Genomic DNA, 12,661 nt, shown 5'->3' with positions numbered 1-12,661 from the left:
ATGGTTATGTGTGATGATTAAAAAATAGGCAGCATACTTTTTAGGACATTACCCAATTTCCTATGACGCTATTATCCTTAGCTTCATAGTTTTTCAAAAATCCAGTAATTACAAAAGTTTTTCTAAATTAAATTTATTATTTTTTTAAAAATATATTTTTATATTCTAAAAAATATTTACTTAATTTAAATCTAATGAGTTAATTTAAGCAGTCTCCACCATGCAAAGCAAAACCCTTCCCCAATGGCTCGCCCATTTAGAAACCGCCCATCCCAACCCCATAGACATGGGTTTAACCCGCGTTGCCCAAGTGAAAGACGCGATGAACCTTGCGCCTGCCTGCCCCGTTATCATCGTGGGTGGCACCAACGGCAAAGGCTCAACCTGCGCTTTTTTGTCGCACATCTACGCCGCAGCGGGCTACAAAGTCGGCACGCTCACCAGCCCGCATTTGCTGCGCTTTAACGAGCGCATCGCCATCAACAGCCAGCCCGTGAGCGATGACGACATTGTTGCCGCGTTTGAACGCATTGAAGCCGCGCGCGGCGATGTGTCGCTCACCTATTTTGAATTTAACACCTTGGCAGCGGTGGATATTTTCAGGCTGCATCAGGTGGATGTGATGATTTTGGAAGTAGGCTTGGGCGGGCGGCTGGATGCGGTGAATGTGTTTGATGCCGATTGCGCCATTGTTACCAGCGTGGACTTGGAACACCAATCCTATTTGGGCGACACATTGGAGCAAATCGCCAAAGAAAAAGCGGGCATTTTCCGCGCAGGCAAGCCCGCCATTTTTGGGCAAGACCCCGCGCCGCATTCGCTGGGGCAACACGCCAAAAACATTGGCGCAAAACTGTTGCAACTCAATCACCAATTTTCCTACATCGCGCGCATTGATAGCTGGCAATGGCAAGCCAACAACGGCAGCCTGAAAATTGATTTGCCGCTGCCTGCCTTGCAAGGCGCGTTTCAGCTTAACAACGCCGCTTGCGCCGTTGCCGCCGTGCAAATCATGCGCCAGCAGCTGCCTGTGAGCAACGAAGCCTTGGCGCAAGGCATCGCCCAAGCGCAAAACACCGCGCGGTTTCAAATCATCCAACAGCAGCCTGAAATTATTTTAGACGTGGCGCACAACCCGCACGCCGCCCGCGCCCTTGCCAGCAGTCTGAACGCCCTGCCCGCCAAGCGCACGCTTGCCGTGTTCAGTATTCTTGCCGATAAAGACAGCGATGCCGTTATCAGCACCTTGCAAGGCAGCATAGACGAATGGTACATCGCCCCGCTGGATTTGCCGCGCGGCATGACGCTTACCGCACTCACCGCCAAGCTGAAAAAGCACGACATCCAAACCATCCACCCCCACAACACGATTCAGGCTGCCTACACCGCCGCCTTATCGCAAGTTACGGAAAATGATAGAATAATTGTGTTTGGCTCGTTTCACACCGTAGCCGAAGTTTTAGGCAGCCTGAAAGACAAAGCAAACGCCAGCAACGCCCATTCCAGCGAAGCGGCAACCCAAGCCGCCGCCCAAGCATCATCAGAAAGACCCGAAAACATGAATCATCCACAGCCCGAGCATCACAACAACCAAGACGTGTTAAACGAATACGAACATCTGAAAAACAAAAACCGCCGCCGCCTAATCGGCGCAGGCGCGATTACCGTGTTGGCGGGGGGCTTGTTTGCCGCCGTTGCCAGCAATGGCCCCAAAGACAACATTGAGCCCAAAATGGCGCAACCGCAGCAGCAACAGCACGTTACCACCGAAGTGCTGCGCCCCAGTGGCGTTGCCCCGCAAACCGCGTCCACCGTGCCCACTCTAACCGCCGCCGAAGCCAGCCGCCCCGTTACGCCCAGCTCGCCCAGCTCGCGCGTGGTGAAACCTGCAACGCCGTTGGCACAAGACAGCAGCAGCGCGAAACCGCGCAACCAAACGCCCGCTGCCGACACCGCGCCCACGCTCGCCGATGCCGACAGCCAAGCCAGCCTTGCCGAGCAACGCCGTTTGCGCCGCGAAGAACAGCGCAAAACGCAAGAACAACGCCGTTTAGAACAGCAACAAGCGCGTGAAGAAGCGGCACGCAAACGCGCCGAAGCCCGCCAAGAACGCGCCGAAGCCCGCGCCCGCGCCGAGCAAGAACGCATCGCCAAAGCCCGCGCCGATGAAGCCCGCCGCAAACAAGCGCAAGAAGTGGTTGCCAAAGCCGAAGCCGAACGCGCCGCCAAACAAAAAGCCGCCTTGGAACGCGCCGCCGAGCAAAAAGCCGCCGCCGATGAAGCCCGCCGCACCGAACGCGCCAAACTGTTGGCGCAGCAAAAAGCCGCCGAACGCGCCGCGCAAGCCAAAGCCGCGCCGAAAAAAGCGGACGACAAAACCGCCAGCAAAACCGCGCCCAAGCAGCCTGAAAAAGCCGTAGCCAACAAAGACAGCAAAGAAAAACGCGCCAGCGTGCAAGTGGGCGCATACCGCGACATCAACGCCGCCAAAGCCGCGCAGCAAAAAATGAAAGGGCTGAACTATTCTTCGTCCATTGAAGAAATCAACACCGATAAAGGCAAGGTTTATCGCGTGCGCACAGGCTCGTTCCCCAACAAATCGGAAGCCGAACTCGCCGCCAGCAAGCTAAAAGCGCGGGGCTTGGGCGGCATCGTGCTAGAACAAAAATAGTCAAAAATAAGCGCAAGGCATTGCCATGACCACTTTTGACCTACTCGCTTTCGGCACCATCCTTTTCTGCATCGGGCTTTCCGCCATGCGCGGGCTGATGGGGGAAGTATTTTCGTTTGTGGGCTGGCTGGTGGCGTTGGCGATTGCGCGTTTTGCGGCGGTGGATGTGTCCAATATGGTGTTTTCGTCCATGCAGCCGCGCGAATTGGCGGTGGTGTGCGCGTTTGTGGCGACTTATTTTGCCGCGCGATTGGCGTTGGCGTTCACGCATCAAGTGTTTGATTTGGTGATTAAAAAAGCGCATTTATCCACGCTCAACCGCTTGGGCGGCGCGGTATTAGGCAGCCTGAAAGGTGTGTTGGTGGTAAGCATTGCGGTGTTGCTGTGCGCGTTTAGCGATTTGCCCAAAAGCAGCGAATGGCGCGATTCTGCCAGTGCACCGTTTTTTGAAAGCATCGCGCTGATGGGCACGCCCTATTTGCCTGAATTTTTAGCCAAACAGGTAAACTTTGACCACAGCGATGCTGCGCTGCCCTTGGGCGCATTGCCCAAAACAGGCAACCATGCAGCAGACGGCGCAACACACGGCGCAAACAACGGCGCAGCAGGCAATGGCGCGAATAATGGTGCAAACCATGGCACACACGGCGCAAAAGCCACCCGCGCCCATGCCAACGAACCCGAAAACGCCCAAGGCAGCCTGAAAAAAGATAAAAACAGCGCAAGCGACAACGTAGGCAGCCTGAAAAAACAAAAAAACAGCGCGACAAAACGCGCATCCAGCAAAACCAAAACCAAGCAATCACCCTAGGGCTACTGGCAATCCACGCATCGGCAAGATGGGGATGCGGGTAGTCCTTAATTTTGGGCGGTTGTTTAGCCCAAGGCAGCCTGAAACGCCACAAAAGCATCACGGCAAGCAATGGAGCGTCGGCGGCTCGCCGACATGGCTGATATGTTGGAAAAGGTCGCGTTGTTTCACACACGCGCTATTGGGTTTTAACGTGCCATTTGGCGACGAGCCGTTGCCGCTCCATTAAATTGCTGAATAGGTAAAGGTGTCCGCCTAAAAGACAAAACCCATTTTCAGGCTGCCTATTGGTGCAGCAATCAACAGCGTAATGAACAGCGCAGCCGTTTACCATCCAGCCCAAAGGCAGCCTGAAACGCCGTTCCGTAAAATTAAGCGATTGCCGAACGCAAAGGCAGTCTGAAAATGCAATTTCAGTGAAGCTAAATTGCCCAACCCAACATAATGCAGCCTGAAAACTCAATCCAGCATAACCCAACACCCAACTCACTCCCCCCATTTTCAGGCTGCCTAACCCCATCCCCCCATCCCCATCTCAACCCTATCGGAGACCCCCATGTGCGGCGTATTAGGACTTGTATCACACGAACCCGTAAACCAACTGTTGTATGACGGCTTGCAAATGCTGCAACATCGCGGGCAAGACGCAGCAGGCATCGTAACCAGCCAAAACGGCTATTTTCATATGCACAAAGGGCAAGGCATGGTGCGCGAAGTGTTCCGCACCCGCCATATGCGCGATTTGCACGGCAACGCAGGCATCGCCCACGTCCGCTATCCCACCGCAGGCAATGCAGGCAGCTCCGCCGAAGCCCAGCCGTTTTACGTCAGCTCCCCCTTTGGCATCGTGTTGGCACACAACGGCAATCTCACCAACACCGCCGAGCTGCACCAAGAGGTCTATACCCAATACCTGCGCCATGTCAACACCCAATCCGACAGCGAAGTGCTGCTCAACGTCTTCGCCCACGAGCTGCGCCAAGCCGTCAGCCAAAACGCCGACCCGCTGCATCTCACCGTCAACAACATTTTTGCTGCCGTCGCCCAAGTGCACAAGCGCGTGCGTGGCGCGTATGCCATCGTTGCCATGATAGCGGGCTACGGCATGCTCGCCTTCCGCGACCCCAACGGCATCCGCCCGCTGGTGCTGGGCAAACAAGAAAAAAACGGCAAAACATCATGGGCAGTCGCTTCCGAAAACGTCGTCTTTGGCGGCTTGTCGTACCACTTTGAGCGCGACATCCAAGCAGGCGAAGCCGTGTTCATTGACTTTGATGGCAACATTCACACCCGCCAATGCGCTGAACACCCACGCTTAAACCCCTGCCTGTTTGAATACGTTTACTTCGCCCGCCCCGACACCATCATGGACGGCGTGTCCGTGTACCAAGCCCGCGTGGACATGGGCGTGCTGCTCGCCGAAAAAATCAAACGCGAAATCAACGTCAACGCCATAGATGTCGTGATGCCCATCCCCGACACCAGCCGCCCCAGCGCATTAGAACTCGCCCGCGCGCTGGGCAAACCCTACCGCGAAGGTCTAATCAAAAACCGCTACATCGGGCGCACCTTCATCATGCCGGGGCAAGCCACACGCAAAAAATCCGTGCGACAAAAGCTCAACACCATCCCCAGCGAGTTCAAAGGACGCAACGTATTATTGGTGGACGACAGCATCGTGCGCGGCACCACCAGCCGCGAAATTGTGGACATGGTGCGCGAAAGCGGCGCAAACAAAATCTACATCGCATCCGCCGCCCCAGAAGTGCGCTACCCCAACGTGTACGGCATAGATATGCCCACGCGCGAAGAACTGATTGCCCACAACCGCACCGCCGCCGAAATCGCCCGCGAAATCAACGCCGATGCCTGCGTGTTCCAAGATTTAGCCGCGCTGGAAGCCATCATCCGCAAACACAACCCCAACATCGAAGGCTTGGATTCATCCTGCTTCAACGGCGAATACATCACAGGCGACATCGACGATGCCTACCTTAAACGCCTATCGCGCAGCAAAAAGCAGCCTGAAAACCGCCCGCAAAGCACGCATATTGATTACAACGTGAGCGTGGAGAATGGCGAAGAGTAAGGCAGCCTGAAACCTTTGTAGAAGCTCTAAGGCAGCCTGAAAACGAGTTTGGCGTATTGTCGCTACTCGTTTTCAGGCTGCCTTTGTGTGTTCAAACTGAAATCTTTGCAAAACCCCAATAGTAGCCTGAAACCTTTGCAAAACCCCTAACAGCAGCCTGAAACACAAGAAATGCCGTCATTCCCGCGTAGGCGGGAATCTTGTTTAATATTCAGAAATATATTTAAAAACAACATACTGAATGAACTCAACCAAGATTCACGCCTGTGCGGGAATGGCGAAGGTTACTATTTCTTGTTGTGTTTTAGGTTTTGCAAAAATTTCAACAAGGCAGCCTGAAAACGGGTTTGAAGCGTTTTCAGGCTGCCTTTTGGCTTACTTTGCCTTTGCACACAGATACTGCATAACTTGTTCCAACTCAATCCTTTTCATTATCCGCTCCATTACTGCCCAATCAGGCTGATTATTATCTGCGACAGGAAGTAGGATTTTTTGAGCTTTCAAGCGATTATTATTGAGTGAATAACCATGACTGAATTTGTTCCGCTGCATTGTGATGGTTTGTGAAATAAATAACATTTGATATTTTGTTATTTTTATTTTGGGGATAAGTGCTGTTACATGGGTATCTAAAGCCGATGCTGCTGGCTGATAGTAAGCCATTCCAACGCCGCCATCTCCATCATTATTTAGTGTAATGATATTTTTAGGAAATAGCTTCTTATCATTACTCGTAATAAATGCCTTATAGCCATTATCAACTTTTTTAGCTGAAACCAAAGGAATGTCCCCACTTTCACAAGGAATGTCCCCACTTTCACAACGAGCCATTTTATTTTGATTTCCCCGTATAAAACCAAAAGGTGGTGTCCTAAAAAGTATGCTGGCTTAATTATTGTTGATAGAAAGCAGTATTGGTTATAAATTCTGCAATCTGTTCCTGTGCAACCCAAACATCCTTTACACCTCTCTCTAAGGACATCGTTTACATCATCAGGGTTTCAAGGGTTTCGCATGCCAGCTAGTTGCAGGAATAATTTTCCCCTCTCGCTCATCAAACTGACCGAGAAAGTGAAAACGGTAAAAAATATGCCACACCCCATCCGCATAAGGCACAAACGCCACCGCCTCATGGGCAAGTACTTGGCTTAAATAGTAGGTTTTACCCTTCCATTTAATCTCGCCACTGCCTTTCATTTGGCGTAATTCAACACCCTCGCCATAGTCATAAGGCACTATCTTGCCCGTATATAAACGATTGGACGGCGTATAGCATTCAGACGGTGTTTTTCGTCCAATGCCCTCGTGAGAACGCTCATGGTTGTATTCATGAACAAAGGCATCAAACACCACCTGCTGGGCGCGTAAGTCCTGTTCCATTTTGTCTAGACGTGTGTAGAGACAGCCTTTCAGGCTGCGGTGCATTCATTCATGTCGTCCGTTTTGCTCAGGATGGGCAGGTTGGATGCGCTCGGAACGAATACCGAGGTCTATCCACCATTTAGACAATCGGGTAATGCCGCCCAATGCTGTTGAAGCAAAGGGTGCGCCGTTGTCGGAACGAATGGCCCACGGTAAGCCAAATTCGGTAAACAGTTGTTCAAACAAAGCGGTTACGGGTGCGCTTTGCGTACCGCTTAACGCCTGACACATGAACAGGTAACGACTGAAATGGTCGGTTACGGTTAAGGGATAGCAGAGTTTGCGATTACCTAGGGTAAACTGTCCTTTGAAGTCCACACACCATGTGCTGTTGGCATGGGTGCATTCGTTAAAGGGCTGGCTGTCTGCGCTGACTTTGCGGCGGCGTTTGCGCGGTTTGACCAATCCTGCGCGGGCTAGGATTAAATCTCCGGTGCTGTCTGCGGGTTTGCGTTGCTTGGGAAAGGTACGGGCGAATAGGTCTAGCAGCTTTTTTGCGCCCCAGTCGGGACGTTTGAGCTTTTGGGCAATCAGCCATTCGCTAATCCATTGCGGTGTGGCATGGGGACTGTGCTGTGGTCGGCGAGATAACTCTGCTAGTCCGTCAAACCCTACCTGCTGATGACGTTTAATCCATTTATCAGCCGTTGGACGACTGATGTTGAATTGCTTGCATAGCTCAACTTTGGCGTAACGCCTCGTGAGCCATGCTTGGATAAATTGGATGCGTTGTTGCATGATGTTCGTTTCTTTCCAAGGCATAGTGCGACTTTCATCATTTTGGGGTGGTTGGAAATGATGAAATTTTGCCTGTGGATGTAAACGATGTCTTTGGGTTGAGGTGTAAAGGATGTTATCGGGTTGTACCTCCTAGCCTTCCCCCGCCAGCGGGAGAGGGGACAGCAGTACAGCATACTTTTTAGGACACCACCGATTGTTTGAGACAGCCTGAAAACGAATTTTGCTTTTCAGGCTGCATGTTAATCACTATTACCTTTTCAACTTCGCCAACGCATCTGCCATCGCGCTGTTCTGCGGAACACGCTCGCGCTGGGGTTTGCCGTTTTTCAGGCTGCCTGAACGTGGGGCGGCGTTTTCAGGCTGCCTGCCGCGTTTTTCCGCGCCTGCGCTGTCGTTCAGGCGCATGGTGAGCGCGATGCGTTTGCGTGGCGCGTCCACTTCCAGCACTTTCACTTTCACCACGTCGCCCGCTTTCACCACGTCGCGTGGGTCTTGCACGAAGCGGTCGGAGAGCGCGGAGATGTGTACCAAACCGTCTTGGTGCACGCCGATGTCCACGAATGCGCCGAAGTTGGCGACGTTGCTTACCACGCCTTCCAACACCATACCGACCTGCAAGTCGCTGATTTCGTTTACGCCTTCGGCAAAGGCGGCGGTTTGGAACGCTCCGCGCGGGTCGCGGCCCGGTTTTTCCAGTTCGGACAAAATGTCTAATACGGTGGGCAGCCCGAAGCGTTCGTCGATAAAATCGCTGGCTTTGATTTGCTTGATTTTTTCGCGGTTGCCGATAAGTTCGGACGCGCTAATGCCTTGCTGCGAGAGCATTTTGGCGACCACGGGATAGGCTTCAGGGTGAACGGCGGAAGCGTCCAGCGGCTCGCTGCCGCCGTTGATGCGCAAAAATCCCGCCGCCTGCTCAAAGGTTTTTTCGCCCAAGCGCGGCACTTTTAGCAGCTTTTTGCGGCTGTCAAACGCGCCGTTTTCATCACGATACGCCACGATGTTTTTGGCAAGTGCTTGATTTAAGCCAGAAATCCTCGCCAGCAGCGGGGCGGATGCGGTGTTTACGTCCACGCCGACGGCGTTCACGCAGTCTTCCACCACGGCATCGAGCGATTTGGCAAGCTGGGCTTGGTTCACATCGTGCTGGTACTGCCCCACGCCGATGGATTTGGGGTCAATTTTCACCAGCTCCGCCAGCGGGTCTTGCAGACGGCGGGCAATGGAAACCGCGCCGCGCAGGGAAACGTCCAAATCGGGGAACTCCGCCGCCGCCAGCTCGGACGCGGAATAGATGGACGCGCCCGCTTCGGAAACAACGATTTTGTGCAGCCCCATTTCGGGCAAACCGCGCACCAATTCGCCCGCAATTTTGTCGGTTTCGCGGCTCGCCGTGCCGTTGCCGATGGCAATCAGCTTCACGCCGTGCTGTTTAATCAGGCGCGACAGCGTTGCCAACATATTGTTTTCTTGGTGCAGATACACGATAACGGTATCCAGCAGCTTGCCCGTGTCGTCCACCACCGCGCATTTCACGCCGTTGCGGTAGCCGGGGTCTAAGCCCAGCGTGGGCAGCCGCCCCGCTGGCGCGGCAAGCAGCAGGTCTTTAAGATTGCGGGCGAACACGGTAATCGCATCGGTGTCGGCGTTTTCTTTGAGTTTGGACAAGGCTTCCAATTCCAGCGACAGGAAGATTTTGGCGCGCCAAGTCAGGCGCACCGTATCGCGCAAGAATTTGTTTTGCTGGTTGATTTTGAAATGCTGCACGATGATTTTTTCGTATTCGGACTGCTCGGTAAGCGGCGTTTCATCGGGCTGGTATTTGAGCGAAACGGACAAAATGTCTTCATTGCGCCCGCGCAGCACCGCCAGCGCACGGTGGCTGGGCATCTGCGCGACGCGCTCGCGGTAGTCAAAATAGTCTTTGAATTTTTCGCCCGCTTCCTGTTTGCCGTCAATCACTTGCGCGTGCAACTCGGCTTCGCGCCAGAATTTGTCGCGCAGCGTGCCAATCAGCGCGGCATCTTCGGCAAACTGCTCCATCAAAATCGCGCGCGCGCCGTCCAAAGCGGCTTTCACATCAGGCACTTGCTCGCTGATAAAGGGCGCGGCAAGCGTTTCGGGGTCGTTTTCAGGCTGCCTGAAAATCGCGTCTGCCAAGTCCTGCAAACCGTGTTCGCGGGCGATTTGCGCTTTGGTGCGGCGTTTGGGCTTGTAGGGCAGATACAGGTCTTCCAGCGTGGTTTTGTTGTCCGCCGCGTCAATCGCCGCCTGCAATTCGGGCGTGAGTTTGCCCTGCTCTTCAATGCTTTTTAAAACAAAGGCTTTGCGCTCCACCAGCTCGCGCAGGTATTGCAGGCGCTCGGCAAGGCGGCGCAACTGGGTGTCGTCCAGCCCGCCCGTGGCTTCTTTGCGGTAGCGGGCGATAAAGGGCACGGTTGCGCCGTCGTCCAAAAGCTCGGTGGCGGCTTGGATTTGCGCGGCGGTGGCGGAAAGTTCGGCGGCTAGGATTTGGGTGATGTCCATAGTGAAATCTCTTTGTTAAATAAGGGAATAGATGTTTTCAGGCTGCCTGAAAAAGGGGGGATTATAAACGGGGGAAGGCAGCCTGAAAGGGGGGTTTTTGGGTTTCAGGCTGCCTAATACCATATTGAACAAAAATCCCACACAACCAGTCCTACAATCAACACGCCGCGCCCGATTTCCAAGCGCAGCATGGCAATGGCGAGCTTGCGCACAAATTGGTAATCGGCATCGGCGCAGGCAAGCGATGCGGGCTTGGCGGGATGGGCTTGCAGAAAGCGCGCAAAACGGTAGCGCAGTTTGTAAATGTCGCGCACAAAATAGGTGTCAGACGGTCACCCTGCTGCTTCGTAGAGCTGCGGGTGGGTGATAAAGGCATCCAACACGCTTTGCGAGCAGTGGTTTGCCCATAGTGCGAAGAGAAATTCAATCGCCATCGCGGCAAAAAATAGGTAAATCAGGATGTTGGCCATTTCAGGCTGCCTTAACGCGTAATCGGTAAAGCGAACAAAGCGCGAATTTTAACAGATTGGTGTTAAGAAGCTGTTTAAAGATAACGGCGGCTTTTCGGCATGGAATTGAGCAGAATGATGGTTTTACATGCAATAAAACTGCGTTTTTTAAAACTGGCACGTTGTTTGCTTTTCAGTCTGTATCGTATTAACAAAACAAATTAGAACAACTATTCTTATTGGACTAAATTATCATGCAACACGTTGGCAATTATTATTTTCAAACCACTGTTACCCGTGTGAACTTGGCTTCTGTGATGCAAGCCTTGCGCACATCGGATGCGCCTGCGGACGAAATCTCGGCAAACATCAAAAGCCTGACACAATGCAGCATTGCGCAGGGCAAGGCGCGGGCGGTGGATTTGCTGCTGCAATACAATCTTGCTTATATTAGCCATTCTAAAAACAAGGTGTTATCGCATGATGATAGCGTGTGCTTTGCGGATATTCGCTGGGCGTTGCAAACGGTGGGCAAGCCCAAAGTGGCGTGTGTGATTTAATGGGTTGGGATGGGTTTCAGGCTGCCTTTTGTGGGAAAGGCGGCTTTTTTGTGGCTGGCGATTGGGGGATTGTTAGGCAGCCTGAAAAAAAAGGGGGGGCTTTGTGGTTGGCTTTTTATTTAGAACCTGTATTCACTATTTCCATAGGCAGATTTGATGACATAAAAGCGCGGATACAAGGCAAAAAGCACAGCAAGGTTGGACACCTTGCGAGCATTTGTAACGCAGTAGCCGCGTTTTTAGGGCATAAAAGATGCCTATGGAAATAGTGAATACAGGTTCTTAGCTTTAACCATGCGTCTCATGCCGACGGGGCACTTACTTTTCTTTGCTTCACCAAAGAAAAGTAAGCAAAAGAAAGGCGACCCCGACGTGCAGGTTTGGCTACGCCAAACTTCCCTTACTCCGCATCCTTTTTTCGGCGCGTGCGAACTAGCCGCACTTTGTGCGTCATCGAACAAGCGCACGTTTTTTCCCGAAAAAAGAATGCTCCGTTCGGCTGGACGTAGGGGAGTAGGCAGTAGCATTAAACGTTTGTGATGGAATTAGGCAGCCTGTGGAGCGTAGCGGAGTTGCAAAGCTAAAACCCATCTATCCAACAAAAAAACTATTTGGCAGAACACCAAACGGTTTTTTTCAGGCTGCCTAATTTGGGCAGCCTGAAACCTTATTACCGCAAATTTTGTTACCCCGCGCCATCCGCGCCCTGCTCTCTGCCATTCAATGCAAGGCATTCACCAGCGCAATCCGCGTTTTCAGCGTCCAATAGCTCGCCAGCCCTGTGGTGCTGTGCAACACTTTGCCGTTTTTAATCAACACGATGGTGGGGGTAACTTTCACGCCCCATTGTTGCGCCAGCGTGCCATCGTCATCGTTTACGGCGGGGAAGGTGTAGCCCTGCTGCTGCAAATAGGCGCGAATATCGGCATCGCTGCCCGAGCGCAATGCCACGCTGAGCACGGGCGTGCCGTTATCGTGCAGGCGTTGGACAACGGGCGATGTGTGTTTGCAAATGCCGCACCATGTGCCCCAGATATACAGCAGCAGGGTTTGGTTTTGGCTGGCAGTTTGCAAGGTGGTGGCGGGCGACGCGGTATCTTGCGCTTGGGGCGACAGCAGCAGCAGCGCAGTTTGGGCAGCCTGAATCGGCAATTTGGGCGCGCGCAGCGTATCCAGCGCAAGGCTTATTGCCAGCAGCAACAGCAGCATTTGCGCGGCTTGCTTTGCCCAAGAAAGAATTTTTTTTCGCATGGCTTGATTAAAATGTGAAATATCGTTAAAAAGCGGGCGGTATTGTAAACGAAAACCGTTTCAGGCTGCCTTAGAACCTGTCTTCACTATTTAGAACCTGTATTCACAATTTCCATAGGCAGATTTTATGAAATAAAAGCG

General features: G+C 52.8%; 13 protein-coding genes and 1 pseudogene. 6 read left to right on the top strand and 8 right to left on the bottom strand.

Annotated features, from left to right (window positions below; all coding sequences use genetic code 11):
- Positions 1-220: 220 nt before the first annotated feature.
- From folC to Q4A85_RS12240, 4 genes and pseudogenes are all read left to right on the top strand, one after another.
- Positions 221-1,471 (top strand): annotated as a pseudogene (folC, locus tag Q4A85_RS12255) (bifunctional tetrahydrofolate synthase/dihydrofolate synthase); the annotation flags it as partial.
- Positions 1,472-1,558: 87 nt separating this feature from the next.
- Positions 1,559-2,671 (top strand): SPOR domain-containing protein, encoded by a 1,113-nt coding sequence (locus tag Q4A85_RS12250; RefSeq protein ID WP_368500219.1) that lies wholly within the window; start codon positions 1,559-1,561, stop codon positions 2,669-2,671.
- A gap of 25 nt (positions 2,672-2,696) precedes the next feature.
- Positions 2,697-3,482 (top strand): CvpA family protein, encoded by a 786-nt coding sequence (locus Q4A85_RS12245; RefSeq protein WP_303110758.1) that lies wholly within the window; start codon positions 2,697-2,699, stop codon positions 3,480-3,482.
- Between the two features lie 34 nt (positions 3,483-3,516).
- A complete protein-coding gene (locus Q4A85_RS12240) occupies positions 3,517-3,711 on the top strand; it encodes a hypothetical protein (RefSeq protein ID WP_303110756.1) in 195 nt (64 codons plus the stop codon).
- Here Q4A85_RS12240 and Q4A85_RS12235 read toward each other — a convergent pair.
- Complete coding sequence (locus Q4A85_RS12235) at positions 3,661-3,981, bottom strand: hypothetical protein (RefSeq protein ID WP_303110755.1); 321 nt, start codon at positions 3,979-3,981, stop codon at positions 3,661-3,663. The genes Q4A85_RS12240 and Q4A85_RS12235 overlap by 51 nt on opposite strands.
- Positions 3,982-4,038: 57 nt before the next feature.
- On the opposite strand from Q4A85_RS12235, the gene purF reads away from it, so the two are divergent.
- A complete protein-coding gene (gene purF / locus Q4A85_RS12230) occupies positions 4,039-5,571 on the top strand; it encodes an amidophosphoribosyltransferase (RefSeq protein ID WP_303110753.1) in 1,533 nt (510 codons plus the stop codon).
- A gap of 375 nt (positions 5,572-5,946) precedes the next feature.
- Here the strand turns inward: purF and Q4A85_RS12225 are convergent, their stop codons facing one another.
- The 6 genes from Q4A85_RS12225 to Q4A85_RS12200 form a co-directional block, all read right to left on the bottom strand.
- On the bottom strand, positions 5,947-6,402 hold the full coding sequence (locus tag Q4A85_RS12225; protein WP_303110751.1) for a restriction endonuclease subunit S: 456 nt from the start codon (positions 6,400-6,402) through the stop codon (positions 5,947-5,949).
- A 162-nt stretch (positions 6,403-6,564) separates the two neighbouring features.
- Positions 6,565-6,951, bottom strand: coding sequence for a transposase (locus Q4A85_RS12220; RefSeq protein WP_303110749.1), 387 nt, complete (start codon positions 6,949-6,951; stop codon positions 6,565-6,567).
- 45 nt (positions 6,952-6,996) lie between these two features.
- Positions 6,997-7,731, bottom strand: coding sequence for a DDE-type integrase/transposase/recombinase (locus Q4A85_RS12215; RefSeq protein ID WP_303110748.1), 735 nt, complete (start codon positions 7,729-7,731; stop codon positions 6,997-6,999).
- 252 nt (positions 7,732-7,983) lie between these two features.
- On the bottom strand, positions 7,984-10,260 hold the full coding sequence (locus tag Q4A85_RS12210; protein WP_303110746.1) for a Tex family protein: 2,277 nt from the start codon (positions 10,258-10,260) through the stop codon (positions 7,984-7,986).
- Between the two features lie 113 nt (positions 10,261-10,373).
- Complete coding sequence (locus tag Q4A85_RS12205) at positions 10,374-10,574, bottom strand: hypothetical protein (protein WP_303110744.1); 201 nt, start codon at positions 10,572-10,574, stop codon at positions 10,374-10,376.
- A gap of 18 nt (positions 10,575-10,592) precedes the next feature.
- Positions 10,593-10,730 (bottom strand): hypothetical protein, encoded by a 138-nt coding sequence (locus Q4A85_RS12200; RefSeq protein WP_303110742.1) that lies wholly within the window; start codon positions 10,728-10,730, stop codon positions 10,593-10,595.
- A 233-nt stretch (positions 10,731-10,963) separates the two neighbouring features.
- Here Q4A85_RS12200 and Q4A85_RS12195 point away from each other — a divergent pair, with 233 nt between their 5' ends.
- Complete coding sequence (locus tag Q4A85_RS12195; protein WP_303110740.1) at positions 10,964-11,269, top strand: hypothetical protein; 306 nt, start codon at positions 10,964-10,966, stop codon at positions 11,267-11,269.
- A 720-nt stretch (positions 11,270-11,989) separates the two neighbouring features.
- Here Q4A85_RS12195 and Q4A85_RS12190 read toward each other — a convergent pair.
- Positions 11,990-12,520, bottom strand: coding sequence for a protein disulfide oxidoreductase (locus Q4A85_RS12190; protein WP_303110738.1), 531 nt, complete (start codon positions 12,518-12,520; stop codon positions 11,990-11,992).
- Positions 12,521-12,661 lie beyond the last annotated feature (141 nt).

The organism is Kingella sp. (in: b-proteobacteria) (assembly GCF_030527935.1).
GTDB lineage: Bacteria > Pseudomonadota > Gammaproteobacteria > Burkholderiales > Neisseriaceae > Kingella_B.
Note: the sequence above shows the minus strand (reverse complement) of the source record. Positions and strands in the feature narration are given on the sequence as shown.